Source organism: Ruegeria sp. HKCCA4008 (genome assembly GCF_013033125.1).
In the GTDB taxonomy this organism is placed as follows: domain Bacteria; phylum Pseudomonadota; class Alphaproteobacteria; order Rhodobacterales; family Rhodobacteraceae; genus Ruegeria.
On sequence record NZ_WQDM01000004.1, the window covers coordinates 269,770 to 296,551 of the forward strand.

Genomic DNA, 26,782 nt, shown 5'->3' on the forward strand with positions numbered 1-26,782 from the left:
CAGGCTTTCAGTTTGACAGGCGCAGCTCGGCCACAAAGTCATAGGCGTCACCGCGGTAGATCGAGCGGGTCAATTCAGCGACCCGCCCGCTTTGCAGATATGAGGTGCGTTGAATCCGAAGCCCGGCCGTACCTTCCGCAACATCCAGAAGCTCTGCTTCGGGCGGTTCAAGGTTGATGGCCGAGATTTTCTGGATCGCGCGCACTGGTCGCAGACCAGATTGTTCAAGAACAGAGTAAAGCGACCCCGTCACTTCGGTGGGGTTCGGCAGGATATCGAGCGGAAGGGCCGCTTTTTCCAACGCCATCGGGCGTCCTCCTGCCTCTCGCAGGCGGTAGATACGCGCGACCTGTTCATTTGTCGACAAGCCCAATGCCATCATTTCTTCCGGGGATGGCAGGAAAATCCCACGCTCCAGCCATGTCGAGGTCGTCTTGAGCCCGCGCCGCTCCATGTCTTCGGTAAACGATGTCAGATGGGACAGCGATTGTTCAACCTTCGCTACGGGTTCGCGAACAAAAGACCCAGACCCCTGCCGTTGCTCGATTGCACCTTTGCGCACCAGTTCATGAATGGCCTTGCGCACGGTCACACGGGACAGGTCGGTGATCTCGGCAATTTCTCTTTCAGGGGGCAGCGAACTGTTGGGGGGCAGGATGCCGTCCTTGATCCCTTGTTCAAGGCGTTGACGGAGCTGTACATAGCGCGGGCCCGAGCTGTGCCCCAACCATCCTTCGGGCCGCAGGAAATCAGCTATGTTCATGTTCGATTTCCTCCAGATACGCCTGTGCCAATGCAAGTGCGCCGGACAGTGGATCGCCCGCGGGCTGGACCAGAGCAGATTGCATGTCCGCAGGCAGGTACGGCGCGTAAAGGGGGCCGATTCCGCCGGTCAGACAAACGGGCAGGCCAACGTTCCAGCCCATTTTCTTCATCACGTCGATCAGATAGCCCGCACCGTCCCGCAGGATGGATACGGCCAAGTCGTCCCCGCGATTGGAAAGCTCGGTAACAAGCGGGGCGAGGGCGCCAAAGTCCGATGGCGTCATGTCAGCGGCGGCCCGTACAATTCCTGCGGCATCGCCAAATCGAGACAGCAGATCCTGCGCCAATGCCGAAGGGCCGGTCGTGCCGTCCGTTTGCTCCAGCGTCTTGGCCAGCGCCCGTTTGCCAACCCATTGCGCGGAAGCCTGATCGCCCAGAACAGGGCCCCACCCGCCGGCAAACTTCATCGTGCCACCCCTTTGCATGGCGACAAAAGAACCGGTACCGCAATGTGCAACAAACCCGTCCATCGCCCCCAATGCGCCACGCAAAGCTGCTGCGCGATCATCTTCGATCCGGACGTGCCGAAATGGCAATGCCGTCGCAAGTTTCCGGGCAATCGCGTCATCTGTTATCCCGGCCAGGCCCAGATAGGCGGCGGCTTGCGCAAGTTCCTCGGGCGAACGGCCCGTCTGAACGGCCAGAGCTTCCAGACCGCGCCGCAGCTCGATGCAGGCGGCCTCGAAATTCGTGGACACGTTTGCCGCGCCGACTTCGACCCTGTGTGTCTCGCCATCAACAAAAGCGGCGACGCGGCAGCGCGTTCCACCTCCGTCGGCGGCCAGGAGCATGGGTTTTGATGACTTTACCATATAAAGACCTTTATAATACCTTTTGCGTGTTTTGAAGTCCTAATTGTGACCAAAGCGGCGAATTTCATGCTATTTTGGCCAAAAATATAGAAAAAAATAAATGGTAGACTAATGGTATTTAAAAGGTATGATATCGAGAGTTCTTGGGGGAGAATCACTTGATTACGCCTGCAACAGAGCAATTGCATCAGGATGCGCATGGGCTTGATACCCGTCCGCTGGCCGAAGTGGCCGGCCTGCTGGCGCGGTCGCAGGTGTCAGCGGCGACGGCAGTGCTTGATGCGCTTGGCCCGATTTGCAGCGGGGCGACCGCCATGGCCCAGACGATCCGGTCGGGCGGCAAGCTTCGATATCTTGCGGCGGGGTCTTCCGGCCTCATGGCGGCCTCGGACGCGCTGGAGCTTGGCGGAACCTTCTCCATCCCGTTGCAGCAGATCCGCATTCATATGGCGGGTGGAATGCCGACCACGGCAGACATGCCGGGGGATGTAGAGGACGCTGTTGATGGGCTGGCGCAAGAGCTGTCGGATATGGTTGCCAATGATACGCTCATCGCGGTCTCGGCCAGCGGCACCACGCCTTATACCGTCGCCGCCGCAAAACTGGCGCGCGACCGGGGGACGCCCGTGATCGGGATTGCAAACAACGCGGGTTCGCAATTGTTGCAACTGGCGGACCATGCGGTTCTGCTTGCGACCCCTCCGGAATTGATCTCGGGCTCAACCCGGATGGGGGCCGGTACTGCGCAGAAAATAGCCCTCAACACGTTGTCGACGCTGATGGCCATCGAGCTTGGGCATATTCAGGATGGCATGATGATCAATCTGCGGGCGGACAATGACAAACTGCGCGCACGCGCCAACGGAATCGTGTGCCAGCTTACCGGCGTATCACCTGAACGTGCTGATGATGCCCTGAGGGCCGCGAATGGGAACCTGAAATGCGCGGCACTTGTCGCCGCAGGTGCCGTATCGGCAGAGGATGCACAAAAGCGACTGGCTGAAACGAATGGCCGTCTGCGTCATGCGATGAACCGGCTGAATGAAGATAACGAACATAGCAACCTGGGAGAAACCAAATGAAACGCAAAGTTCTGAGCCTGGCTCTGATGAGCACGGCGCTGGTCACAAGCGCCTATGCGCAAGACGCCACGCTGACGATCGAAAGCTGGCGCAACGATGACCTCGCTCTCTGGCAGGAAAAGATCATCCCTGCATTCGAGGCGGCCAATCCAGGTATCAAAGTTGTTTTCTCGCCTTCAGCCCCGGCGGAGTACAACGCGGTTCTGAACTCGAAGCTGGAAGCCGGATCCGCCGGTGATCTGATCACCTGCCGCCCGTTCGATGCTTCTCTGGCGCTGTACGAAGCGGGCCATCTGACCGACCTGTCCGATCTGGATGCGATGGACAATTTCTCGGACGTAGCCAAATCGGCGTGGCAGACAGACGATGGGTCGGCCAGCTTTTGTGTTCCGATGGCATCGGTGATCCACGGTTTCATCTACAACAAGGATGCGTTCAACGAACTGGGTCTGGAGGTTCCGACCACCGAGGCAGAATTCTTTGAAGTGTTGGACAAGATCAAGGAAGACGGCACCTATATTCCGATGGCAATGGGCACCAATGACCAGTGGGAAGCCGCAACGATGGGCTATAACAATATCGGCCCGAACTATTGGAAAGGTGAAGAAGGCCGTCTGGCATTGATCCGGGGCGAGCAGAAACTGACCGACCCTCAGTGGGTCGCGCCCTTTGCCACTTTGGCGAAATGGGCCGACTATCTGGGTGACGGATATGAGGCGCAGACCTATCCCGACAGCCAGAACCTGTTCACTTTGGGCCGCGCTGCAATTTACCCGGCGGGCAGCTGGGAGATTGCAGGTTTCAACACGCAGGCAGATTTTGAGATGGGCGCCTTCAAGCCGCCGGTCCAAAATGCCAGTGACACCTGCTATATCTCGGACCATACAGATATCGGCATCGGTCTGAACGCTGCCAGTGAAAACCAGGAGGCTGCCCGCACGTTCCTGGCTTGGGTCGCAAGCCCGGAATTCGCCAGCATTTTCGGCAATGCGGTTCCCGGTTTCTTCCCTTTGTCCAATACTCCGGTTGAACTGGAAGATCCCCTTGCCAAGGAAATCGTCGGATGGCGGGATGAGTGCGAGAGCACCATCCGTTCGACCTATCAGATCCTGTCACGTGGCACGCCCAACCTCGAAAACGAGACCTGGGGTGCATCCGTTGCAGCCATCAAGGGCACCGAAAGCCCCGAGGCTTTGGGCAAGAAACTGCAAGACGGGCTGGCCAGCTGGTACGCACCGCATCAGTAAGACCTGAACCACTCTCACCGGACGCGGCCCGTCGCGTCCGGCACCTTTTCCCCGGAGATCCCCATGCAGACCCGCCGCATACGCTGGCACATCGCCGTTTTTCTTGCACCTGCGGTGCTGGTTTACACGGCGGTGATGATCCTGCCCTTGTTCAACACGCTCCGCCTTGCGCTGTTTACCGAAGTCGATCAGGCGCGTGTGTATGTGGGGTTGGAGAATTTCCGAACCTTGTTCCTTGATCCGCTCTGGTCCGCGCAATTCTGGAATGCGCTGGGCAACAACTTCTGGTTCTTCCTGATCCACATGCTAGTGCAGAACCCCATCGGCATCGCTTTGGCCGCGATCCTGTCACACCCGAGGCTGCGCTTTGCCGCACTCTACCGGTCGGCCATTTTCATTCCGACGATCCTGAGCTTCGTGATCGTGGGTTTTGCCTGGAAACTGATCCTGTCTCCGCTTTGGGGGATTGCGCCCTCGATGTTGGACGCGGTTGGCTTGAAATCCCTGTTCGCGCCTTGGCTGGGCAAGGAAGAATACGCGCTGACAACTCTGGCGCTTGTCTCGGTCTGGCAATTTGTCGGCATCCCGATGATGCTGATCTATGCGGCCCTTCTGTCGATCCCCGAAGAAATTCTTGAAGCCGGAGAGATCGACGGGATCACAGGAGCTTCGGCTTTCTGGAAAATAAAACTGCCGCTGATCCTGCCCTCGATCGGGATCATCTCGATCCTCACATTCGTGGGCAATTTCAACGCGTTTGACCTGATCTATGTCTCTCAAGGCGCGCTGGCGGGGCCGGATTTTTCCACCGACATCCTGGGCACTTTCATGTACCGCACGTTCTTTGGCTTCCAGCTGCAACTGGGTGATCCGTATATGGGGTCCGCCATTGCCGGCGCCATGTTCGCCATCATCCTTGTGGGTGTCTGCGTTTACCTTTTCGGCATCCAGACCCGGATGCGCCGGTATCAGTTGTGAGGGCTCTGCAATGAACAAGGCACGCTCGAATCCACTGAATACCGCCGCAATGCATGGTGCGCTAATCCTTTACACTCTGATCGCCCTGTTCCCGGTTTTCGTGATCATCATCAACAGCTTCAAAACGCGCCGTGCCATCTTTCGCGAGCCGCTTGCCTTGCCTGATGCCGAAAGCTTTTCCTTGATCGGCTACCAGACGGTGATGAAGCAGGGGGATTTCTTTCTCTACTTTCAGAACTCGCTGATCGTCACCGTGGTTTCACTGGCCTTTATCCTTCTGTTCGGCGCCATGGCCGCCTTTGCCCTCAGCGAATACCGGTTCAAGGGCAACATGTTGATGGGGCTCTATCTGGCGCTTGGGATCATGATTCCGATCCGCATCGGCACCGTGGCAATCCTGGAGATGATGGTCGCCACAGGGCTTGTGAACACGCTCTGGGCCCTGATCTTCGTCTATACGGCACAGGGTTTGCCGCTGGCGGTGTTCATCCTGTCCGAGTTCATGCGCCAGGTCAGTGATGACCTGAAGAATGCAGGGCGCATCGATGGGCTTTCGGAATACACGATCTTTTTCCGGTTGGTGCTGCCTCTGGTCCGGCCTGCCATGGCAACCGTCGCCGTGTTCAACATGATCCCGATCTGGAACGATCTCTGGTTCCCCTTGATCCTGGCACCCGCTGAAGAGACCAAAACCCTGACGTTGGGCAGCCAGGTCTTCATTGGCCAGTTCGTGACCGACTGGAACGCGGTTCTGTCCGCGCTCAGCATGGCGATCCTGCCGGTTCTGGTGCTCTACGTCATCTTCTCGCGCCAGCTGATCCGCGGTATCACTTCAGGAGCTGTCAAATGACCCGGGTTCTGATCGCTGGTCTTGGCAACATGGGCCTGAGTCATGCCTTGGCCCATCATCGCCACCCCGACGCACGGATCGTGGGGCTGGTCAACCGCACAGGTCAAGTAGACCATCCAGACCTGTCAGGCTATCCGGCCTATTCGGATTTTCAGGCGGCACTGGCCGAGACAAACCCCGATCTGGTCGTCGTCGCAACCTATTCCGACAGCCACGCAGATTTTGCCTGCGCCGCAATGGAAGCAGGTGCGCATGTCTTTGTTGAAAAACCACTGGCCACGACGGTTGCGGACGCCAGACGCGTGGTCGCAAAAGCAGTGGAAACCGGCCGGAAACTGGTGATCGGATATATTCTGCGGCACCACCCGTCATGGATGCGACTGATCTCGGAGGCGCGCGATCTCGGCGGGCCCTATGTCTTCCGTCTGAACCTGAACCAACAAAGCAGCGGGGCCGAATGGGAAACCCACAAGGCCTTGATGCAGACGACATCGCCTATCGTCGATTGCGGCGTGCATTACGTCGATGTGATGTGCCAGATCACCGATTCCGATCCCGTCCGCGTGCATGGCATGGGCCTGCGCCTGAGTGATGAGATTGCCGAAGACATGTATAATTACGGCCAGTTTCAGGTGATTTTCGAAGACGGCTCGGTCGGGTGGTACGAGGCCGGCTGGGGCCCGATGATGTCCGAGACCGCCTTTTTCGTGAAAGATATCGTGTCACCCAATGGATCGGTTTCAATCACGGATGGCAACAAGGGCGCATCCGCGGATATCGACGGCCACACCAAGGTTGGCGGCCTTCTGGTCCACCGCCCTGACGGCGACCGGATAATCGAGATGCCGGATGAGCCCGGCCATCAGCAACTCTGCGATGCCGAGCAAGCCTATATGCTGCGCGCCATCGCCGAAGATATCGATCTGACCCGCCACATGAACGATGCCGTGCAATCGCTGGCCATCTGCCTGGCCGCTGATGAAAGCATCCGTACCGGCCAACCCATATCGCTGAAAGAGGCACGCACATGACCGCCCTGACGCTGCAAAACGTGAATAAATCCTTCGGCACCGTCGAGGTCTTAAAGGATATCAACATCGACGTTGACGAGGGTGAATTCGTCGTCTTCGTCGGCCCCTCGGGCTGTGGCAAATCCACCCTTCTTCGTGTCATCGCGGGGCTCGAGGATGTGACGTCGGGCGAAGTGCGCATCGGCGGAGAACTCATGAATCTCACCCCGCCTTCGAAACGCGGTATCGCGATGGTGTTCCAGAGTTACGCTCTCTATCCCCACTTGAACGTGCGCAAGAACATGTCATTGGCGCTGAAACAGGAGGGCCAGAGCAGGCAGGTCATTGACGAGCGTGTCGAAAGGGCAAGCAAGATGCTGAACCTTGAACCTTACCTTGACCGGTACCCTTCCGAACTGTCCGGTGGTCAGCGCCAGCGCGTCGCCATCGGTCGTGCCATCGTCCGGGAACCAAAGCTGTTTCTGTTCGACGAGCCTCTGTCCAATCTCGATGCGGCTCTGCGTATGAATACACGGTTGGAAATTGCGAACCTGCACCGTCAGCTTGACGCTTCGATGATCTACGTGACCCATGACCAGACCGAGGCAATGACTCTTGCCGATAAAATCGTCGTTCTGCGCGACGGGCGTGTGGAACAGGTCGGCAGCCCGATGGAGCTTTACAACAATCCTGCCAACCAGTTCGTGGCCGGTTTTCTTGGGGCGCCGTCGATGAATTTCTTTCCTGCCAGCATGATCGGCGAAAGCGCAGACATTACAACGGGTATCCGGCCGGAAGACCTGTTTTTGTCTGACGACGGTCCGGTGGTCGCAAACGTCACCCATGTCGAGCATTTGGGCGGTGACACCAACGTGATTGCCATGATGCAGGATCACCAGATCACCGCGCGCCTGTTCGGGCAGCATCAGGTTGAAGCCGGTCAGAGCATCCGATTTGGATATTCTCCGGGCAGGGTCTATCGCTTCGACGCACAGGGTGCGCGTCTCGCGTGACACTCACTGACGCAGGGCTCTGGGGGCCGAAGTCAGCCGAGTTTTCGATGCAGCGCCGCCTAAACACCACCGGCTATTCTGGTGTTTCGGGTGAACATGACAGGCCCAGATGATGCGACCGCGCGGAAATCGGCCGCGCGACCTGCCAAAGCGCGATAGAACTGGCGCAATCCGGGTTCGATATCTGCGGCAAGTTCTTCGCAATGCTGACACATGCGCAGGATGTCGCCCTGAGGCTTTCGGGTTCTCAATGCTGCGATCAACTTACCGTGCCGTGCAACGAGTTCCTGGAATGCGTCGGTCTTCCGCAAAACGGAATCTCCAACCAGAACAAAAACGGGCTCTGGGTTGGCTTTGCCTTTCAGGTCAACATGGCCTGCCTGCAAAAATGCCAGGTCATCTCGACCGGCTTGATACACCGCGTCTGAAACGACAATGTCATACTCGACCGTTCGACAGCATTGTTCGATCCGTGCCGAAACATTCACGACATCTCCGATAACCGTATAGTTGAACCGTTTTTGCGATCCGATGTTGCCGACGCAGGCCTGTCCCGTGGCGATTCCGGTTGCCAGCGCTATCGGCTTTCGGTTCCGCATGATCTCGGATGCATTGAACTGTGCCAGGGCACGCCGCATCCTGAGCGCGGCAAGCCCTGCGCGGCATGGATGGTCCGCGACGGGTAAAGGCGCGTTCCAGAAGGCCATGATGGCGTCACCGATGAACTTGTCGATCGTGCCACGCTCATGCAGGATCTGATCTCCAAGCTTGGAAAACAGCGCGTTCAGCAAGGATACAAGTTCCGTTGCCGACGCCGACTCGGACAGAGCGGTAAATCCCCGGATATCCGAAAACATCACGGTGATTTCCTGACTTTCTCCGCCCAATTGCAGCTGGTGGCCCGAATTCTCCATTTCATCAAGGATTTCCGGGGCCACGTAATGTGAAAAGACTTTTCGAATTTGGCGCTTTTCGCGCTCGGTCGAAACAAACAGATACCCCGCCAGCAGACCGAAATTTGCGATGCCTCCAATCAGGGGAAAAGTGGCATCGAACAGGATGGATTGGTTCTGAAAAACCAGCCAGCTGATGGCCAGAACGGCTGCGGCGGCTATGCCACCGGCGATGAAGGATGCGATGGCACCAAAACTGGACATGACGGCAATCACCACAAGCCCCAGAAACGCAAAGGCAAGCAGTTCCTGTGCTGCGGTCACGTCAGACCGGCTGAGCATATCACCGGTCAGAATCTGTTCGATCATCTGGGCATGAATAGAAACACCGGGGACGCTTTCGCCAAGTGCTGTCTGGTGAATATCGAACAAACCGGCAGCGGAGGTTCCGATCAGGATAATTCTTCCTTCGATTTCGGATCGCAGCCCGGGGTCTTCAGTACCTTCCAGGACATCCCTGGCTGAAATGTAAAGGTCGGGGCTGTCCCGCCGGTACTTCAGCCAAAGCTCGCCATTCTCGGTTGTCGGTAAACGGTATCCGGCGATTTCGACGGCCAGCATGATGCCAGCCTCGTCAGGCGCGCCTTCCACGAAAATGCTGGTCTCACCCAGGGCGACCCTGAGGGCTTCGACGGCAAGGCTTGGCAGCGGACCGTCCGGACCGTTCCAGAGAACCGGCGCCCGTCTTACGATGCCGGTTCCTCCGATGGGCGAGACATTGACCCCGCCGACACCCGCCGCCGCCCGATCCAATGGTGGCGCGATCGGCGTCCAATGCGGAACCGAGATCAGCCCCTCGGCGGGGCTTTCCCCGAATTCAATGATTCCGGCCTTGGCCGCAATGGGCTCACCTTTGGCCGACAATCGCGCGGCCACGCCCAGCACCACGGGCCAGTAGGCCATTTCCATCCCAAGCAAGACATCGTTGTCCAGCTTTTCGGCATGGCGTTCCACAGTCAGTACGCCCGCCAGCGATGGATCATTCAGAAGGCGGGACGGCGAATACCGGTCAGGTTCAGCAAACAGCATGTCGAACGCAATCGTCGCGGCGCCGTAGTCACCCAGATTTTGAACCAACTGCGCAACCAAAGTGCGGGGCCAGGGCCATTGTCCAAAGCTGGCGAGCGAGGCCTCATCGATATCCACGACGCGAACGGGGAGTTCGGGATTGAACTCCCGCGGCGACAGTCTTTGCAAAACGTCGAAATAGATCAGGCGCGTCATTCGAACCGGGTACGGATCCCACGCCCGGATGAAGCAACCCAAAAGGATCAGCCCCAGCCCCACGAGGCGGAAGGCCCATCGCCCGTTCCTGGATTTCCGCAGCTTGTCGCTCACACCATCCTCCAGACAAATGGAACTGGAACTGCGTATTCAACGGCAATTCCCGAGCAATTACGGATCAGTTTCTTCCCGCTCTGGGTCGTTCCGTTCGGGCTCGTCAGGTTCCGGTTCTTCCCGTTCGGGCTCGTCAGGTTCCGGTTCTTCCCGTTCGGGTTCCTCATGATCCGGTTCTTCCCGTTCAGGTTCTTCCTGCTCTGGTTCTTCGCGTTCGGGTTCCGCATGGTCCGGCTCTTCTCTTTCCGGTTCATTGTTCGCGGAAGGCGAAGGCCCAGGGCCCGTATTCTGCGCTTCACGTTGCTGAGGAGGGTCCCTACGGGCTTCCGACCGGTCTGTCTCGATGCGCCGTATGGGCGCTCCATCACCTGAACACCCTTCAACCCGTACCTGCAAAGGGGGCAGCAGCCCTTCCTGGGACTGAACGAATGGAAACCCGCTCTTCAGCGCTTGTTCGTATTGTGCCTGATCGGCAGGCCGTCCAACTCCTCCGTCTCCGCTTGTTGCGAACATGCTGCATTGACGTCCCGAAGACCTGCACGCGCCCTGACTGCCGCACATGCGGACCGTACCTTGCAGGACAAGCATCGCGCTTTGTTTTTCCGACACGATCCACATGTCGAAGGTGGTGCCGCGCACGGCCATTGTCGCCGACGGAGTCCTGATAGAGTAGGCTCTCTTTCGGCTTTTCCCGGAAATAAACCGAAAACTGCCACCCAAGGCCTGAACGGCAAAGCTCTTGGCTTTGCGGTTATTTCGCAGCATGGACACATCCAGCACCATGCGTGCATTGGGGCCGATGGCAATCTTGGTGTCATCCACAAAAACGATTTGGATTACGCCAGTCTGATCAGTGCTGAGCGCGTCGCCGGACGCAACCTCCATTCCTGAATAAACGGGTTGTGCTTTTCCCGCGCGAACGACTTGGGCGCCTTGTTTGACGCTGATGATTTTTCCAATGTTGGCGATCGTCTGCGACGGTATGGTCACGAAGACGCAAAGAACCAGTATAATCTTTAACAACGACAAACTCGAACCCCTTCCCCCAACGGGTTTTGACGCACGGAAACCGCGCTGCGCTCGACGCTTGCCCCTCAAAAAACACGTTATTATCATTCATATGCATTAAAAACATAGACAAATATGCATTGTTTTACGTGCTCTTAGCAAGAATTATGTGAAAACGACGTTCCAAATCCGCTTTGGGGGCGCTTCCGCAAAGCCTTGATCGGGCGCAGTTTCGAACCTTTTGTTGCGGGCCAAGCACCTGTTTGGAAAAAGGGTGATTTTTTGAATTTGACGCGACATCAGCTTGCTGGTTGTCCAGATGCGCGGAACAGCTTTGGGCACAGTTGAAATTCTGATTGCGCACCGTATGTCTTGCCGTGAAAATACGTATATCAACACGCGCTGACGACCCTTTTACTTTGCTACCCTTCGCGGCACTTTAATGTGACATGTCCCTCGGGTAGAAACGCAGATGGGCAAGCTGACGGTCGCTGCCCGATTGTTCCAGCGCTGCAACACGGAGTCTGCTCATGCTGTTTCGTCGCATTATCGTCGCGGCCATGTTTTCTGGCTGTTTGCTGTCCACAGCGTCTGCGCAATCCGATTCCGCTGCACGGCTTTTTGTGGAACTGAACTCGGCCGAGGATGTCGCCAGCGCGTGCAGGTTGACGTTTCTGGTCAAGAATGAAACCGGGCAGCCGATCGACGGTGCCGTGTTCGAAACCGTCATTTTCGACACCGAAGGTGGTGTGTTGAACCTTTCACTTTTCGATTTTCGCGATTTGCCCGCCGACCGGCCCCGGGTGCGCCAGTTCGACCTTCCCAACAGAACATGTGACACAGTTGGACAAGCCTTGATCAACGGCGCGAACTCCTGCGTCGTGGATGGATCCGAAAGTGACATATGCGACAGCACCCTTACGCTGAGCAGCAGGGTGGAAATGGAGTTGTTGGGATGAGTCCTGTAACCGCACTTCGTGAGATTTTTGACCTCGGTGGGCCGGTCGTTGCGATATTGATCGCCATGTCGGTTTTGACGCTGGCGGTCACCCTCTACAAACTCTGGCAATTTGCAGCCTGCGGTGTCGGGCGGCACAAGGTTCTGTCTGAAGCTCTGGCAGCCTGGGACGCAGGAGATCACAGTGCCGCGCGCGCAAGGCTGGCGGACAGCAGCAGCTATCTTGCCCCTATTGTGGGCGCGGCGATGAACGCATCTGGTGTTCCAGGGGCCGATGACCGGCTGGATGCCGAAGCGGGTCTGGCGCTTGCCGGGCTGGAACGTGGGTTTCGCTTGCTGGACACCGTGGCGCAGTTGGCGCCTTTGCTGGGTCTTTTTGGTACGGTTCTGGGTATGATCAGTGCTTTCCAAAGCTTGCAAACCGCTGGATCATCGGTTGATCCGTCACTTTTGGCAGGCGGGATCTGGGTGGCCCTGATCACCACGGCTGTGGGTCTGGCCGTTGCGATGCCGACGTCGATGGTTTTGTCCTGGCTTGAAAGCCGAACCGCACGCGAGCGTGTTTTTGCGGACAAGGCTTTGCGTACGGTTCTGGTTCCCGGTCATTCCATCCAAAGCACGGAAGCGGCGGCACAGGTCCTGGTCGCCCCAGAACATGCGTAACACTGCACCTTTTGTGCGGCGGCGCATGTCGATGACGCCCCTTATCGACGTGATCTTTCTGCTTTTGCTGTTTTTCATGCTGTCCTCAACGTTTTCGCGGTTCAGCGAGATCGAGTTGAGCAGCGCCGCCACAGGCGGGAATGCCGACGCTGCACCGCCCGAGCGCCTTTTCGTGCAACTTGGCCCCACACGTGTTGTCCTGAACGGTCAACCCCTGTCGCTCGAGGAATTGTTCGATCAGGTCCAAACCGGTCAGGTGCTGGTAAGCCTTGATCCCGGGACAACGGCGCAACGTCTTGTGGACCTGCTTGTCCCATTGCGCGGGCGCGAAGGTTTGACGGTCAGGGTGTTGGAGTGAGGCAATGATCCGTTACATCCGACCCGGTCGAAATCGTGATTCCACCATTCCGCTGATCAACGTCGTCTTTCTGATCCTGATCTTTTTTCTGATTACGGGTACGATTGCACCGCCATTGGATCCCGATCTGGATCTGGTGAATACTGCGGATCTTGACGGCCGCGAGCCGCCGGATGCGCTTGTTCTTCATCGGGACGGGACATTGAGTTTTCGGGGCAATCCGATCGAGGCTGAAGCTTTCATGGCCGCGCATGAATCGGGTCCCGTGCGGATCGTTCCGGACAGGAATGCGCCGGCCTCTCGATTGATGGAGATCACCAGCAGTTTGCGCCGGTTGGGTGCGCCAACGGTTTTTCTGGTGACCGAACAGGCCCTCGAATGATCAGGCGGTCCGTTTTTGTTGCAATCATTGCAATTTCAATTTCCGTACTGGTGCATCTGATCGGCCTGATTGTCACGGTGCCAGAGTTGTCAGAACCGGCTTCCGGGGAAAGTGGTACCGACACGATCGAACTCAGCAACGCGTTCGAAGAGCTGGCCGATACCAGGATCGAACCCGTACCGCCCGCGCCGGATGAACCGCCAACCCCTCCGGTGGAACCGCCAACCCAGCCGCAGGAGGCGGAAATTCCGACAAGTGATGCCCGCGTGGCCTCGCCGAATCCGCAAGAGACGTTCACGCCCGACACCGGGAAATCAACGATAATCCAGCCGAGGGCGCCGGATGAGGTTGTCGTGGACCCTGTAGACCAGAACCTGGAGGACGAAGGCGAAGCCGCTGAAGCTGAAGGCGCTGCGTCGGCAAGGCCCGAAGCGTTGGCCGAAACACCCGAGGTGCCGAAGGAAGAGGCGGTTGCTCCGGTTGAGCCTTCTTCTGCCGAAGAACCGGTGTCCGAGGAACAACAACAGATCGCCGCGTTACCGGTCGAGGTGGCTCCGGTTGTTCCGGAAAACACGTCCCCACTTGAACCTGTAATACCAGAAGAAGCGTCGGAACCTCTGGATGACGACGCCGAACTGACCGTACCCGATGCAAGCGTGGACGGATCCGAACAGGCCGTGGCCACGTCATTGCGGCCTCGCCTTCCAGACCGACGCCCGCAACCCACTCTGCGGGGTGCGTTGGATCCGTCAAGTAACTTTGACGCTTTGAGATTTCCGGAACAGACGATTGAATCACCTCTGGCGACGTATCAAAGAGAGGGTGTCGACGCCTTCCGACAAAACCGGGGCGGCACCCGTTCAGGCGGGCGGGGGCCGGGAAACTCGGACACCACGAACTATGCGGGTCAGGTTCTTGTTCATCTGAACAGGGCGCCAATCGTTTACGTTGCCGGTCGTGGCTATGCGCGGGTGTTTTTCCAGATTGACCCGGATGGTTCATTAGCTTGGGTTGATGTCGTCGAAAGCTCTGGCTCGCCGGAAATAGAGCGCGCAGCCAAAGAACAGGTTCGAACCGCCGCACCTTTCCCACGCCCGCCTGGGGGCGTCAGCCGGAAGCTTTCATTTTACTATCAGATAAGATGATCCGACGGGTCTTGTCAGGTGAACACGATTAGCGGTCTCCCTAAGGGCTTTCGCCGAATTCCCTGATTGCGCGGGTTTGCAGCTCTCAGATTAAAAAAACCCTTTGGCCAATAGAATGTGATATAAGAAAATGGGAATATAATAATGGCGCGATGAAATTCGCCCTCACAGCTGAGTATTCCTGAACTGGGAGGTCACTTTGTTTCGGAAATCTGCTTGCATAATCTCACTCGTATTGGTCCCTGCTGTTGTTGGTGCCGACGCCGTACCCAGCGAAGATGCTGCCGAGGGATTGTTTTCTGATCAGCCCTATTCCCCTTACGCCCAACGCACATTTCCTGAACGCCCATTATGGGGGGACACTCACCTTCACACCGGGCTTTCGCTGGATGCGGGTGCTTTCGGGAACACCTTGCTGCCGGATGAGGCATGGCGTTTCGCCAAGGGTGAGCAGGTCATTTCTTCAACAGGTCAGCCTGTAAGACTGTCACGACCATTGGATTGGATGGTTCTCACGGATCACACGGACCTGATGGGGTTCGCGCCGGATTTGCAGGCTGGCAAGCCGGGCGTTCTTTCTGATCCGAAAGGACTGGAGTGGTACGAGGGGTACAAGGCCGGCGGGGAAGAAGCCGGTAAAGCGGCTTTCGACATCATCACCAATTTTTCGCAAATGACACTGCCGGAAATCCTGTTGGAATCCTACAGCCCCGGCGCCGATGCATTTGCCTTTACCTGGGAAAGCATCGTTCTGGCGGCAGAGCGGCACAATGACCCCGGCACCTTTACCGCTTTCATCGGTTTTGAATGGACCTCGGTACCGAAAGGGTTCAACTTGCACCGCAATGTCATGCTGCGCGATGGGCCAATCAGGGCGCTTCAAATGGTGCCGCCGGTCACGCAGCCGCCTTACGGTGATACGGATCCAAAGGCGCTTTACGCCTGGCTTGAAGAGTATCAGGAAAAAACGGGGGGGCGTGCAGTTGCCTTTGCCCATAACGGGAACCTGTCGAATGGGTGGATGTTCCCAACCGAAGACACGTATCACGGCGGCAAGGTTGACGAGGAATATGTCGCGGCCCGCGCAAAATGGGAGCCCCATTACGAAGTCACCCAGATAAAGGGCGACGGTGAAGCGCATCCTTTCCTGAGCCCGGATGACGAATTTGCCGATTACGAGAACTGGGACGTCGGCAATCTGGACATAACCGAGTTGAAAACCGATGACATGCTGGCCGGAGAATACGCCCGAGAGGCATTGAAACGCGGACTGATGCTGGAAGAAAAGTTTGGCGTGAACCCCTATAAATTCGGCATGGGGGGTGCGACGGACAGCCATACCTCTCTGGCCACGGCCGAAGAAGACAATTTCTTTGGAAAATCCGTCAGCGTCGAGCCCTCAGCCTCGCGTATCAAACATCCGTTCATAGCCAATGACCTTGGTGAAATTCCCGGCGATTTGCTTGTCGCCTCCGGATACACGGCCGTCTGGGCCACCGAGAATACGCGCGCGGCGATCTTTGACGCGTTCAAGCGCCGCGAAACCTATGCAACGACCGGGCCAAGGATCGGTCTACGGTTCTTTGGCGGATGGGATTTCAGTGAAGCAGACGTTGAAACTCGTTTCCTTGCCAATGTTGGCTATACCAAAGGCGTGCCAATGGGTTCGGACCTGCGCCCGCGCGAGGGCGAGGCTGCGCCAAGCTTCCTGATCGCCGCTTTGCGCGACCCGGTTGGTGCCAATCTGGACCGTGTTCAAGTGATAAAGGGATGGCTCGACTCCGAAGGTGCCTTGCAGGAAAAGGTCTACGACGTCGCATGGTCGGATAACCGCGAGGTCGATCAAAACGGCAAAGTCCCTGCGGTTGGAAACACTGTGGACGTGGAGACTGCCAGCTGGACCAACACAATCGGAACGGCCGAACTTGTCACCGTATGGTCAGACCCGGATTTCGATCCGAATGCACGCGCGTTTTACTACGTCCGCGCCATCGAAATTCCAACGCCGCGTTGGATCCTGTACGACAAGTTGAGATACGGTATCGAAATGCCCGAGGATGCAGTGCTTACGCATCAGGAACGCGCCTATTCGTCCCCGATCTGGTACACCCCGGCAGAGTGATCCGTTCTGCGATTGGAACACAAGCCGAGTTAATGACCTTACCTCGGTGCGTCCTCCGCGTTACTGTAACACGCGGAGGGCATCATCATGCAAAACCCGACCCGATGACGCCAACATCTGAACAAACAATCTGGCCACGTTTCACGCAGGAGGCTTGATGCGAGTACTTAAAGAACCTCTGCTCCATTTTTTTTTGATTGGAGCGGCAATTTTTGTTTGGTTCCATATTGTAGCACCGGAAAGCGAGAGCGTTGAAGATCTTGAGAAAATAACACTCGACGAGGATGACGTGGCGCTTTTGTCCGCTCGTTTCGAAGCGCAGTGGAAACGCCCTCCAAGCGATTCGGAACTGAAGGCTTTGGTCGACGCATCCATTCGTGAAGAGGTTCTGGTCAGGGAGGCAAGACAACTTGGTCTGGATCGCGGAGATCCCTTGATAAGGACCCGGCTGAGCCAAAAAATGGATTATCTGACCGAAGCCATTGCCACTTCCATCGTTCCGAATGACGAAGATCTGGAGGTTTTTCTTCAGGAAAACGCGGAACGCTATGCAACGCCTGTCATGGTGGCCTTTAATCAGGTCTTTCTTGGAGAGGAGCCCGGAGAGGCCGAAATCGAGAAAGCACTGGCCACCCTGCGCGCCAAGCAGGAAATCTCCGAACTGGGCGGTTCGACCTTGCTGCCGGCGTCAATGCCTTTGTCCGCGACGCGGGTTGTCGAGTCGGTCTTTGGAGGAGGGTTTTCGCAAAGCATCACAGAGGTCGAAACAGGTCAGTGGACGGGTCCGATCCGGTCAGGTTACGGTATCCACCTTGTCGAGGTCGTTGCTGTCGAGCCCAGCCGAACACCTCCTTTGGCTGAAATCCACGACGCGGTGCTGCGGGATTGGCGCCGCGCGATGAGTGAAGACTTGGCGCAAGCGCAATATCAGTCTCTGGCCGAAAAATACGAGATTGTGGCCCCCGATCTTTCAGGCCCAGCCAAATGAGAGCTTTGATCTGCTTCCTGCTTGCGCTGCTGTTTGTGTGGCCTGCAAATTTCGCTGCTGCGCACGCGCTTGATCCGGGATTTCTGGAAATTCGTCAAATTGCCTCTGACACCTGGAGCGTTCATTGGCGAAAGCCCGACGTGAATGGCCAACCGATGGCGATTGACGCAATTTTGCCAGATGGCTGCACTCCGGCGCGTGGCCCGGATCCCATATCCGACGGTCGAGGGTGGGTTTCGTCCTGGGTCGTCGAATGCCAGGCGGGTATCGCGGGCCAACCCATTGCCATCGAGGGCCTTGAGACTCAAAGAAACGATGTGCTGGCGCGTGTGCATCCCGTTGATGCTCAACCTTCTACCCTTCGTTTTACACCGGATATCAATGCCCAAATCATACCTTCTGAACAGTCGACATGGTCAGTGTTTGCCGCATATTCCCGGTTGGGTTTTGAACACATATTGGAAGGTTGGGATCACCTTCTGTTTGTCTTCGCGCTGTTTGTTTTGGTCCGCGACCCATGGAAACTTGTCGGAGCCGTAACAGCGTTCACACTTGCGCATTCAATAACCTTGGCGCTGGCAACGATGGGCGTTTTGAATGTTCCCGGACCACCGGTCGAGGCCGTTATCGCACTGTCCATCGTTTTTCTGGCGATGGAGATCGTCAAAGGCGGCGAAGAACGGTTCCGGCTTTCAAAGCAGAAACCCTGGATCGTATGCTTCGGGTTTGGGCTTTTGCACGGCCTTGGTTTTGCAGGGGCATTGGCAGATATCGGGTTGCCCCCTGACGATATTCCCGCGGCATTGCTGGCCTTCAACCTCGGTGTCGAAGCCGGGCAACTGAGTTTTATTGCGGCTTTGGCTCTTCTGATGGCGACCTGGCGGCTGATCGCGCTTCCGGTTGGCAAACATGCCACGGTTTTGACCGCCTATGGCATCGGGTCAGTGTCAATGTACTGGCTGATAGAACGCGTAAGCGGTTTTTGAACCGCAGCGAAGTCGCGAGAGTTGAGCAAGATTTTGTGGATCATGACGGCGCATGACCCTGAAAAGTAATACGGCCCGGGCCTGACCTGCTGAGCTTTCGCGCGGTTTCGGATTTGCTTCGATGAAAGGCCATGGTCACAAACAGCACAAAGCCCAGTGTTTTCAATCGACAGTTGCTGATGGCAATTCGCCGAAACACTTTTTGTAATCTTGTGAGAACTGCCCGATATGCCAAAAGCCGTATCGGTTTGCGGCGTCAGAAATCGACAGATCTTTGCCTTGTTCTGCAAGCAGGCTTCGAACCCTGTTAAGGCGGAGCCTTGTGTAATAGGCCTTTGGGCCGATACCGAATTTTTCGTTGAACGCGCGTTCCAATGTGCGCAATGACACGCTGATATCCCCGCAGATCTCGCTGATGGGGACGTTTTCGTCCGGGGTCGCCGTCATCCGATCAATGGCCGCAGCAAGTGCCAGCGCTTTTCGGTTTATCCGCGGCTCCCTGCGATCCGCCCCGCCCCCCAAAGCGATCCGCAGTATCTCTTCGATCAAATGGGTTTCGCCCTGTTCTGACGAATTCGGGTTCGCCAACAAAGTCTGAATGTCGTTCAAAAGCGCAGCCGAGCGATCAGGTGGCGTTGCAGGCAACAAAAATGCCCCGAATTCTGTATCAGAGACTGCGATCCCCAGCTTCTCGCCTATTTTCATCGCATTCTCAGTTTCAACGGTCATCGTATATCCGCCGAACCCGCTGTCGCTGATACAGTCGAACTCATCGCCGCTGCCGAAGGACAGAAACGGTGGCGTTTCGATGCTGGTACCGTTCCAGTCCGTCAGTCTTGAATGGGTAGGGATGCCAAATGTGATGTGCCCCTTCGGAGACGCGCCGATCTGGTGCACACGCCGCGAGAAACCAAACTTCATAACGGAAATCAGTGGGCCGGATCTGACCTTGAAATCCGCCTGCATTTCGCCGTCTTCGATCTGACGGAAATCCATATCCCATTTGGATATTGCGGCGATTTGGTTCGGATCACGGAAAGTGGCCGCAAAAAACCGGGGCGCTTCGGGCGGGGCCAAGTCTGGTTTTGTCGATTTTTTGATGCGGTGCAAAATATCTCCCCTGTAGTTTGCATGAAAAGCTTAGTCGAAACATAGGAATATGTTCAAATGAAATTGCCCGATCCGCTTGCCGCGCCCAAACGTGGTCGCCCTCCGCTTCCGAAAGCAGAACTGCGGTCGGAACGGATCGTGACCCTTCTTACACCCTCACAGCGTCACAGGCTTACGCGTCTTGCGGATTCAACCGGTCAGACACTGTCCACTATCGCCCATGATCTTATCGCACAGGGTCTGGAGCGAGAAGAAAACCCAAGGAAAAAGGATACCTAAAAATGGATCTCAAGTTGTTTTTGCTGGGTTCTCTGGCGATCAGCGCACCTGCCCACGCGCAGGATGCACCCATTGCGCATGATTCCGAGTTTTATATCCTTCAGGCCCAGAACAAGGATGCCTGGGAACAGGACGATTCCGCCGTTGATCAGGCTCTCGCGGCATTTCGAGACGAGAACGGTGGCAACCCCCCGAACATCATCAGTATTCTGGTCGATGACATCGGTTTTGGGGATATGGGTATCCCAGAATTGAACGCGGTACGCGGCATCAGCACCCCAAACATCAACGATTTTTCTGACGAAGCGATGCGCATGGTGCGCATGTATACCGAGCCATCCTGCACCCCGACACGTGTGGCCCAGACGACCGGTCGTCTGCCGGTTCGGATCGGAATGGGTGATACTACCGTCGACATCGCCGGTTTCGGTTTGCCCGGAGAGGAAGTAACGCTTGCCGAGGTTCTGAAGGCCGAAGGATATGCAACCTCGCATGTCGGGAAGTGGCACATGGGTGACATTGCCGAGAGCTGGGCAATGAACCAGGGGTTCGACTATGCGCAGCACGCCGTTCATCAACAGGGCCAGTTGACGATTTTCAATGACGATGCAATCCGCGAGCAGGTTTCGGTTGGTATCGCAGATTTTGTCGACGATTACACGATCGACGACTGGTTCCGCCCCGATGCATCGGCCATGGCCACGGTGATCGAAGGAAATGCCGGCGGACCTGTTCGTGAGATCCGAATGGAGCCGGGTGAGCGTTGGAACGCAGCCAAATATGATGAGATGAACCAAGCATTTCAGGACAAAACCCTGAGTGAACTGGACCGCTTGGCCGGCGGTACTGAGCCTTTCTTCCTACAGTACTGGCCGATGATCCCGCTGGACAACACGCGGGCCGGGCGTGACGGGCCGGAAAGCGTCAATGGAGGTCTGTACGCCGACAAACTGCAAGAGCTGGACACGTATTTGGGCGAAATCTTCACGCGCATGGACGAGCTTGGCGTGGCGGATAATACGATTGTCGTGTTGATGGGCGACAACGGCCATTTCACCAAGTATTCACCGGCATCCGGTTTTACGCCAATGGTCTTTCGCGGAGGCAAAGGCGATACGACCGAGGGCGGGGTTCGGGTGGACGCTTTCATAAGGTGGCCGGGTCTGATTGAACCAGACAGCATGATCAACAACATTATTCATGTGTCTGATCTTTATACGACGCTGGCTCGGTTCGGCGGTGCGGTTCAGCATATTCCCCGGGACCGGTTGATTGATGGCGTGGATCAATCAGCCTCGATCCTGTTTCAAGATGAAAGCAAAGGTCGGCGTGATCACGTGATCATCTATTCGGTGAGTACCCCAAAGGCGGTCGTCAAGGACAAGCTGAAGCTCAACCTGCCCGGGCCGGGGCAAAACGCGATCATTGCTGATTTCTTTGATGTGATGCGCGACACGCATGAAAAGTACCCGGTTTCGACCGAAGTTGGTGCTTGGGGCGGGCAGGAGTTCGTCCGCATACTGGGACGCCACATGGCGAGAAAAGAGCTGTTCCCCGATACTGGCCCCGCCACAGGTATGCCTTATGAAGGAATAGAAAACCTGCGGCCGGAAACGCAACAGGCAGTCGAGGCTTTCATGGTCAAACGATCTGCGGCGCAACAATGAAACAGGGCCGCGCGCGTCAACAGAAATGCGCGGCCGCGAAATCGACACGCAAATAGGGCAAGCGTTGGCGTACGTCGTGGCCGCATCCGAAACCAATATTGCGCCCCGCTGGTATCAGCAGCTCTGCGCAATGGAGTAAACATATGCTTATTGTCTTGGGTCTCTATTTCGGAGTGATCTGGGTGGTGTTTTCCAAGCTGGGGCTGCTTCCATGGAACCGGTTCTGGAAATCTGTCGTCTATGGGGGGGCCGCAATCATTGCTCTGGTTGTAATCGGAGCCCTCAACCACACCACACCGACAGGGCCTGTTTCGGTGCAAGGCGTTGCCACCAACATTGCCCCCAATGTGTCAGGTACCGTCGTTGAGGTTTCGGTCCGCCCCAACGAACGGGTCGCGAAAGGGGATCCGCTGTTCCGGATTGACGATACACCCTTTCGGATCGAAGTCGCCCGGCTGACAGCCAGTCTTGAAACTGCGCGTTCTGCGGCAGATCAGTTACAGTCCGACCTGGCAGCGGCGGAAGCCGACATTGAATCCCTCACCGCGCAATTGACCTTTGGCGTCCAGCGCCGTGACGACATTGTCGATCTTGAAAAGCGGGGGGCATCGACGACCTTCCAGTTGCAGGAAGCCGTGTCTGCCATCGATCAACTGTCCGCAAGCCTGCGCGCGGCCGAGGCGCGCAAAGCCGGTCTGGAGCGGCGGATTGCCGCCAAGATCGACGGCATCGATGCCGGCGTGGTAGAGGCTGAGCAGGCTTTGGCGCAGGCGCTTTGGAATCTGGAACAAACAGTCGTGCGCGCACCGGAAGACGGCTTTGTCACCGCCGTTTCTCTGCGTCCCGGAAATCGTGTATCTATCGCACAGGGGGCGATCTCTTTTGTTGTCCCCGATGACCGCCATCTGATCGCAAGTTTGCCCCAATCAAGTCGCATGAACGTTTCCGTCGGCGACCAGATCCGCCTTGCGCTGCGAATCCAGCCGGGCGGCGAAATACCTGGGACCGTCATATCGTTGCCCGTAGGAACGGCAGAGGGCGTTGTTGACTCGCGCACGGGCCTTCCTTCACTGCGCGATCTGGCTGGCGTGTCCAGCTATCCGGTGCTGATCGAAGTTCCGGACCAGATCAATATCGAAGATTTTCCATTCGGGACTTCTGGCACGGCACTGGTAATTACGGGCAAGGCGGGCGCAATCAGTGTGTTGGCGGAAGTCCTGTTCTGGATCACCAAAAAGCTGAATTACATCTGAAACATTGGAGGGACGAGATGAAAACAGAACTAGCAATGAAAGGCGCGGGTTTGGCCTTGGTTGCGGCGTTTGGCACAACCGCTTCCGCGCAGCAAAGCGATTGGTCCTATGAAGCGACGATTTACCTTTTCATGCCTGAAACGGAAACGTCTATCGAAACCCCGTCAGGAACATTGGACGGCACGTTGAGTTTTTCTGACGCTCTGAGCAACCTGGATTTCGCCTTTATGGGCGCGTTTGCGGCATCCAATGGGCGTTGGAGCCTGCTGGCTGACTACAATTATACAAATTTATCCTTCAGCAACAGTGGTCTCGGTCCGTCTGGATCCACTCTCGACACATCATTCACCACCCAGTTCCTAAGTGGGTACGTGGCCTATCGGGTCTATGAAGATCCTTCCGTTCAACTGGACATTGCCGGTGGTTTCAGATGGTTCAGCACCGAAACCAATTTCACACTAACGTCTGGTTCGGCACCTGGGCGCACGACCGTTGTTGACGACGATTGGGTAGACCCGGTCATTGGCGCAAGAATACGTTACGTTTTTTCTGACAAATGGACGGGAACCGGGTTCGTTGATTATGGCGGCTTCCGCAGTGACAGCGAAACGTGGCAGGTTCTGTTGACGGCAGATTATGCCATCAATGACAGATGGGTCATCCGTGGCGGATATCGCTATATCGCCTTCGACCATGAGATCGGCGGCAATGATTTCGAGTTCCATCAATCCGGGCCGGTGATTGGGGCGACCTACCGATTCTGATTGATTGTAAACGAATATTGTCTTCGGCTTCGACTTGGTACAAGACGTCAGTCGGGGAGGCGTGCATGTTTGGTCGGTGCAAACCTCCTTTTTTTCAAGTTGTTTGCTGCGTTCCGCGAGCAGGAGTTCCAGCAACCATCCTGCTTTTCGGCGTGATGAAGGGCTGCAAATCTGGTGGCGCGGGTAAAAGCGGGATGGGTCGCAACCGGTCTGCTGCCGGATTGGCCGCCTGATCCAGTATCCAGGCGGCCCTGCCTGTCAGAACCAGCGACCAATGGCTGTGACGGATGGCGCCAAGGCTGCCGCATCCGAGATCGCCGAGAAGACAATGAATGTCGATTGGGACGACGAAGGTGTATCAAACCCGGTAAATCGGGTTGCAACGCCTCCAGTGCCGTTCAGGTTCGGGGGCGTCGAAAAGTCAGCCGGAAAATCCCAGGTTATTGGGCTGCTTTTGAAAAGAGCACCCTCAGCAGTCGTACAGGCCACGGGCGCAAGCATGGCCGTACAGATCTGAGTGCCGTCGGCAAACCGCACATAATCTCCGTTGGCGTTGCTGCCGCGCTCAATGACAGCGCCGGTCGGAACACCTGAGTTTTCGGTCACTGTTCCAAGAAGGTTTCCAGGCCCGTATCCATAGTCGGCGCGCATCAGTCGGCCCGAAGTCGTATCGCTGGCATCGGCCTGAACAGCTGCCCCCGACACGGTTCCGGCTACGGGATCAAAGGTCATCGCTTCAGTCCAATTGCCGCCGTCAGGAGACACTTTGATGGAAAATCCGGTTGTGCCAGACAGTCCCATTTCCGCGTGACCCGTCCAGTTCGATTGGAACAACAGCGACGCGGTATCACCTGCGCTGGCTTTGTTGATCTTCAGCTGATGCCCGCCGCCTTCGTGGCTCAGCAAGGTCGCCGGGCTGCGAACGGACAAACGGTTCGTACTGTCTGAATTGGTCGCAACCCCGACTCCGTCCAGGTTCTGAGTACTGACAGGCAGGGGGGCCCAGGCTGTTCCTGTCCAGTATTTCAGATCTCCGGCCGCTTCATCCCAGGCGCGCCAGCCAATGTCGGGGGTCACGAAATGCCAGGCGTTGTCCAGCCAGGCGGCAAGTTCACCGGCATGTCCTGTCCAGTCCCCGGTCGGGTTGGCGCCAAGGGCATGAACTTCGCCTTGCTCGGGGACAACAGGAGGTGTCGCGGAATCTGTTGACCGTACCGAGAGTTGCACGACCAGATCGAGCTGTCTCAGGGCTTCGTTGTGGGTAACGTGTTTTTGCGCTTGTGCCGGTTGCAGCAAGGGCAGGTTCAATCGGGGGGATGTTTGTGACACGGGGGGTCCTCCTGTGGCGTCGGTCCGAAGCTTCGGTTGCGCGCTACCCTGCCGCAAAGCGCGTCAATCCTGTCTGACCGGGCCGACCGCCCAGGGAAGATTTTGGTAAGATTCTGATGTCTGCGGGGAACCCGCCGATGGGTGTTCCCGTGCAGAGCAATGCCCGGGAATCAATCGCGGGCGTAAATGTCTTCGTATCGGATGATGTCGTCTTCACCCAGATAGGTGCCAGTCTGTACTTCGATCAAAACCATGGGAACTTTCCCGGGGTTTTCCATTCGGTGTGTCGCTCCCAGTGGGATATAGACGGATTGGTTTTCGGTTACCAAACGCTCCTGATCATCGATGGTGACCTTGGCCGTGCCTTCAACCACGATCCAATGCTCGGAACGATGATGGTGAGATTGCAGGCTGAGCGACGCGCCAGGATGCACATGGATGCGTTTGACCTAAAATCTGTCTCCGATCACAAGGCTTTCGAACCAGCCCCACGGACGATGATCCACCGGCAGGGATTCTTCCTGCTTCGCCCCCTTGGCCTTCAGCGCTGCAACGGCCTGTTTCACGTCCTGTGCCTTGTCCATGCTCGCGACCAGAACCGCATCGGGCATCGCAACGGCGATTACGTTTTCAAGACCCATTGCCACGACTTCTTGCGCCGGCGACTCGGACCGTATCAGTGCATTGCGGCAGTCGATTGCCGTTACTTCTCCGTTGGTCGCAACACTGTCTTCATCGGGGTTCGACAGCTCTTGAACCGCGGTCCAGCTTCCGACATCGGACCAGCCAGCGGAATAAGGCACCACGCTCAGGTTCAGGGCCTTTTCCATCACTGCGTAGTCTATTGAAATGTCTTCCACACCCGCCCATGCCGCTGGGTCCAGTCGAAGAAATCCCAAATCCGTTTTTGCCTCTGCAACGGCCTTTTGAACCGGCGGGATCAGTTCGCTCGCGTGCTGTTCAAAAGCTGCCAGGATATCGCGAACTGCAAACAGGAAGATCCCCGAGTTCCAAAGATAGCTGCCATCTGACAACATCGCCTCGGCCGTTTTTCGGTCAGGTTTTTCCACAAAACGATCCAATGGGACAGCCTCATGGGTCGTATCCGGCGGATGGCGGAGTTTGAGATAGCCGTATCCGGTTTCCGGGTGCGTTGGAGTGATGCCGAAAGTTACCAGATCGCGCCGTTCACTTATTGCCCGTACGCCTTCGGCGACGGCTTGATGAAAGGCGCCCATGTCCGGAACCACGTGATCAGACGGCGCCACCAGCATGATGCCATCCGGATCACGCGCCGCCAGATACAAGGCTGCGGCAAGAACAGCGGGGGCGGTGTTTCGACCTTCGGGCTCGATCAGAATTGGACCGGCGTCAATTCCGACGGCCACCAATTGTTCCGGGACAATAAAGCGAAAAGCCTCGTTGGTCAGAACAAGTGGCTTTGCATACGGTGCCTGAGAAGGGCCGAGCATCCGTTCCGCGCAATTCTGCAACAGGCTTGTTTCGCCGACCAGAGGAACGAATTGCTTGGGATAGCTTTTGCATCACAGGGGCCACAAACGTGTTCCCGAATCACCGCAAAGAATGACGGGGTAGACTGTACTGGTCATGCACGTGCCTTTGAATTGCGGGTGACTGACGGTATTGCCATGTTTTTAGTCA

The 26,782-nt window shown here is 56.8% G+C and carries 24 protein-coding genes and 1 pseudogene; 18 read left to right on the plus strand and 7 right to left on the minus strand.

Going from position 1 to position 26,782, the window contains the following annotated elements:
• Positions 1-7: 7 nt before the first annotated feature.
• Both GOW60_RS11730 and GOW60_RS11735 read right to left on the minus strand, forming a co-directional pair.
• Positions 8-763: a GntR family transcriptional regulator gene (locus tag GOW60_RS11730; protein WP_171229413.1), complete on the minus strand. Its 756-nt coding sequence runs from the start codon at positions 761-763 to the stop codon at positions 8-10.
• The gene (locus GOW60_RS11735) at positions 750-1,637 is read right to left on the minus strand and encodes a BadF/BadG/BcrA/BcrD ATPase family protein (RefSeq protein WP_171229414.1); all 888 of its coding nucleotides are present in this window, start codon (positions 1,635-1,637) and stop codon (positions 750-752) included. Before GOW60_RS11735 ends, GOW60_RS11730 begins: the two co-directional genes overlap by 14 nt.
• A gap of 158 nt (positions 1,638-1,795) precedes the next feature.
• Between GOW60_RS11735 and GOW60_RS11740 the strand changes: the two genes are divergently transcribed.
• From GOW60_RS11740 to GOW60_RS11765, 6 genes are all read left to right on the plus strand, one after another.
• On the plus strand, positions 1,796-2,719 hold the full coding sequence (locus GOW60_RS11740; protein WP_171229415.1) for an N-acetylmuramic acid 6-phosphate etherase: 924 nt from the start codon (positions 1,796-1,798) through the stop codon (positions 2,717-2,719).
• Positions 2,716-3,966 (plus strand): ABC transporter substrate-binding protein, encoded by a 1,251-nt coding sequence (locus tag GOW60_RS11745; RefSeq protein ID WP_171169951.1) that lies wholly within the window; start codon positions 2,716-2,718, stop codon positions 3,964-3,966. The genes GOW60_RS11740 and GOW60_RS11745 overlap by 4 nt, the downstream gene beginning before the upstream one ends.
• A 63-nt stretch (positions 3,967-4,029) precedes the next feature.
• On the plus strand, positions 4,030-4,944 hold the full coding sequence (locus tag GOW60_RS11750; protein ID WP_171229416.1) for a carbohydrate ABC transporter permease: 915 nt from the start codon (positions 4,030-4,032) through the stop codon (positions 4,942-4,944).
• A gap of 10 nt (positions 4,945-4,954) precedes the next feature.
• Positions 4,955-5,794 carry a carbohydrate ABC transporter permease gene (locus GOW60_RS11755; protein WP_171229417.1) on the plus strand — a complete coding sequence of 280 codons (840 nt, stop codon included), beginning with the start codon at positions 4,955-4,957 and terminating at the stop codon, positions 5,792-5,794.
• Positions 5,791-6,825 carry a Gfo/Idh/MocA family protein gene (locus GOW60_RS11760; protein ID WP_171229418.1) on the plus strand — a complete coding sequence of 345 codons (1,035 nt, stop codon included), beginning with the start codon at positions 5,791-5,793 and terminating at the stop codon, positions 6,823-6,825. Before GOW60_RS11755 ends, GOW60_RS11760 begins: the two co-directional genes overlap by 4 nt.
• Positions 6,822-7,817 (plus strand): ABC transporter ATP-binding protein, encoded by a 996-nt coding sequence (locus GOW60_RS11765; RefSeq protein ID WP_171169942.1) that lies wholly within the window; start codon positions 6,822-6,824, stop codon positions 7,815-7,817. Before GOW60_RS11760 ends, GOW60_RS11765 begins: the two co-directional genes overlap by 4 nt.
• Before the next feature lie 59 nt (positions 7,818-7,876).
• Here GOW60_RS11765 and GOW60_RS11770 read toward each other — a convergent pair whose 3' ends face one another.
• Complete coding sequence (locus GOW60_RS11770) at positions 7,877-10,108, minus strand: CHASE2 domain-containing protein (protein WP_371813351.1); 2,232 nt, start codon at positions 10,106-10,108, stop codon at positions 7,877-7,879.
• Between the two features lie 57 nt (positions 10,109-10,165).
• A complete protein-coding gene (locus tag GOW60_RS11775) occupies positions 10,166-10,993 on the minus strand; it encodes a FecR domain-containing protein (protein WP_254443917.1) in 828 nt (275 codons plus the stop codon).
• A gap of 653 nt (positions 10,994-11,646) precedes the next feature.
• Here GOW60_RS11775 and GOW60_RS11780 point away from each other — a divergent pair.
• The 8 genes from GOW60_RS11780 (at position 11,647) to GOW60_RS11815 (ending at position 18,718) form a co-directional block, all read left to right on the plus strand.
• On the plus strand, positions 11,647-12,075 hold the full coding sequence (locus GOW60_RS11780) for a hypothetical protein (protein WP_171229420.1): 429 nt from the start codon (positions 11,647-11,649) through the stop codon (positions 12,073-12,075).
• On the plus strand, positions 12,072-12,737 hold the full coding sequence (locus tag GOW60_RS11785; RefSeq protein WP_171229421.1) for a MotA/TolQ/ExbB proton channel family protein: 666 nt from the start codon (positions 12,072-12,074) through the stop codon (positions 12,735-12,737). Before GOW60_RS11780 ends, GOW60_RS11785 begins: the two co-directional genes overlap by 4 nt.
• The gene (locus GOW60_RS11790) at positions 12,730-13,095 is read left to right on the plus strand and encodes a biopolymer transporter ExbD (protein WP_254443919.1); all 366 of its coding nucleotides are present in this window, start codon (positions 12,730-12,732) and stop codon (positions 13,093-13,095) included. Before GOW60_RS11785 ends, GOW60_RS11790 begins: the two co-directional genes overlap by 8 nt.
• A 4-nt stretch (positions 13,096-13,099) precedes the next feature.
• Positions 13,100-13,477, plus strand: a complete 378-nt coding sequence (locus GOW60_RS11795; RefSeq protein ID WP_171229422.1) for a biopolymer transporter ExbD — start codon at positions 13,100-13,102, stop codon at positions 13,475-13,477.
• Positions 13,474-14,622 carry an energy transducer TonB gene (locus GOW60_RS11800; protein ID WP_171229423.1) on the plus strand — a complete coding sequence of 383 codons (1,149 nt, stop codon included), beginning with the start codon at positions 13,474-13,476 and terminating at the stop codon, positions 14,620-14,622. Before GOW60_RS11795 ends, GOW60_RS11800 begins: the two co-directional genes overlap by 4 nt.
• A gap of 235 nt (positions 14,623-14,857) precedes the next feature.
• Positions 14,858-16,744 (plus strand): DUF3604 domain-containing protein, encoded by a 1,887-nt coding sequence (locus GOW60_RS11805; RefSeq protein ID WP_254443920.1) that lies wholly within the window; start codon positions 14,858-14,860, stop codon positions 16,742-16,744.
• A 193-nt stretch (positions 16,745-16,937) separates the two neighbouring features.
• Complete coding sequence (locus tag GOW60_RS11810; RefSeq protein ID WP_171229425.1) at positions 16,938-17,732, plus strand: peptidyl-prolyl cis-trans isomerase; 795 nt, start codon at positions 16,938-16,940, stop codon at positions 17,730-17,732.
• The gene (locus tag GOW60_RS11815) at positions 17,729-18,718 is read left to right on the plus strand and encodes a HupE/UreJ family protein (RefSeq protein WP_171229426.1); all 990 of its coding nucleotides are present in this window, start codon (positions 17,729-17,731) and stop codon (positions 18,716-18,718) included. The genes GOW60_RS11810 and GOW60_RS11815 overlap by 4 nt, the downstream gene beginning before the upstream one ends.
• Before the next feature lie 162 nt (positions 18,719-18,880).
• Here GOW60_RS11815 and GOW60_RS11820 read toward each other — a convergent pair whose 3' ends face one another.
• A complete protein-coding gene (locus tag GOW60_RS11820) occupies positions 18,881-19,795 on the minus strand; it encodes a helix-turn-helix domain-containing protein (RefSeq protein ID WP_171229427.1) in 915 nt (304 codons plus the stop codon).
• A 90-nt stretch (positions 19,796-19,885) separates the two neighbouring features.
• Between GOW60_RS11820 and GOW60_RS11825 the strand changes: the two genes are divergently transcribed.
• The 4 genes from GOW60_RS11825 (at position 19,886) to GOW60_RS11840 (ending at position 23,791) form a co-directional block, all read left to right on the plus strand.
• A complete protein-coding gene (locus GOW60_RS11825) occupies positions 19,886-20,107 on the plus strand; it encodes a hypothetical protein (protein WP_171229428.1) in 222 nt (73 codons plus the stop codon).
• Between the two features lie 2 nt (positions 20,108-20,109).
• A complete protein-coding gene (locus GOW60_RS11830; protein ID WP_171229429.1) occupies positions 20,110-21,774 on the plus strand; it encodes a sulfatase-like hydrolase/transferase in 1,665 nt (554 codons plus the stop codon).
• 143 nt (positions 21,775-21,917) lie between these two features.
• A complete protein-coding gene (locus GOW60_RS11835) occupies positions 21,918-23,027 on the plus strand; it encodes an HlyD family secretion protein (RefSeq protein ID WP_171229430.1) in 1,110 nt (369 codons plus the stop codon).
• 17 nt (positions 23,028-23,044) lie between these two features.
• The gene (locus GOW60_RS11840) at positions 23,045-23,791 is read left to right on the plus strand and encodes an outer membrane protein (RefSeq protein WP_254443922.1); all 747 of its coding nucleotides are present in this window, start codon (positions 23,045-23,047) and stop codon (positions 23,789-23,791) included.
• 258 nt (positions 23,792-24,049) lie between these two features.
• Here GOW60_RS11840 and GOW60_RS11845 read toward each other — a convergent pair whose 3' ends face one another.
• Entirely contained in the window at positions 24,050-25,120 is a 1,071-nt protein-coding gene (locus GOW60_RS11845) for a DUF2793 domain-containing protein (protein WP_171229431.1), read from the minus strand.
• A gap of 170 nt (positions 25,121-25,290) precedes the next feature.
• Positions 25,291-26,730 (minus strand): annotated as a pseudogene (locus GOW60_RS11850) (mannose-1-phosphate guanylyltransferase/mannose-6-phosphate isomerase).
• Between the last annotated feature and the right edge of the window lie 52 nt (positions 26,731-26,782).

Coding starts and splice junctions, on each gene's coding strand:
- GOW60_RS11730 (WP_171229413.1), bottom strand. CDS start 763: ATGAACATAGCTGATTTCCTGCGGCCCGAAGGATGGTTGGGGCACAGC.
- GOW60_RS11735 (WP_171229414.1), bottom strand. CDS start 1,637: ATGGTAAAGTCATCAAAACCCATGCTCCTGGCCGCCGACGGAGGTGGA.
- GOW60_RS11745 (WP_171169951.1), top strand. CDS start 2,716: ATGAAACGCAAAGTTCTGAGCCTGGCTCTGATGAGCACGGCGCTGGTC.
- GOW60_RS11750 (WP_171229416.1), top strand. CDS start 4,030: ATGCAGACCCGCCGCATACGCTGGCACATCGCCGTTTTTCTTGCACCT.
- GOW60_RS11755 (WP_171229417.1), top strand. CDS start 4,955: ATGAACAAGGCACGCTCGAATCCACTGAATACCGCCGCAATGCATGGT.
- GOW60_RS11760 (WP_171229418.1), top strand. CDS start 5,791: ATGACCCGGGTTCTGATCGCTGGTCTTGGCAACATGGGCCTGAGTCAT.
- GOW60_RS11765 (WP_171169942.1), top strand. CDS start 6,822: ATGACCGCCCTGACGCTGCAAAACGTGAATAAATCCTTCGGCACCGTC.
- GOW60_RS11775 (WP_254443917.1), bottom strand. CDS start 10,993: ATGGAGGTTGCGTCCGGCGACGCGCTCAGCACTGATCAGACTGGCGTA.
- GOW60_RS11780 (WP_171229420.1), top strand. CDS start 11,647: ATGCTGTTTCGTCGCATTATCGTCGCGGCCATGTTTTCTGGCTGTTTG.
- GOW60_RS11785 (WP_171229421.1), top strand. CDS start 12,072: ATGAGTCCTGTAACCGCACTTCGTGAGATTTTTGACCTCGGTGGGCCG.
- GOW60_RS11790 (WP_254443919.1), top strand. CDS start 12,730: ATGCGTAACACTGCACCTTTTGTGCGGCGGCGCATGTCGATGACGCCC.
- GOW60_RS11795 (WP_171229422.1), top strand. CDS start 13,100: ATGATCCGTTACATCCGACCCGGTCGAAATCGTGATTCCACCATTCCG.
- GOW60_RS11800 (WP_171229423.1), top strand. CDS start 13,474: ATGATCAGGCGGTCCGTTTTTGTTGCAATCATTGCAATTTCAATTTCC.
- GOW60_RS11815 (WP_171229426.1), top strand. CDS start 17,729: ATGAGAGCTTTGATCTGCTTCCTGCTTGCGCTGCTGTTTGTGTGGCCT.
- GOW60_RS11825 (WP_171229428.1), top strand. CDS start 19,886: ATGAAATTGCCCGATCCGCTTGCCGCGCCCAAACGTGGTCGCCCTCCG.
- GOW60_RS11830 (WP_171229429.1), top strand. CDS start 20,110: ATGGATCTCAAGTTGTTTTTGCTGGGTTCTCTGGCGATCAGCGCACCT.
- GOW60_RS11835 (WP_171229430.1), top strand. CDS start 21,918: ATGCTTATTGTCTTGGGTCTCTATTTCGGAGTGATCTGGGTGGTGTTT.
- GOW60_RS11840 (WP_254443922.1), top strand. CDS start 23,045: ATGAAAACAGAACTAGCAATGAAAGGCGCGGGTTTGGCCTTGGTTGCG.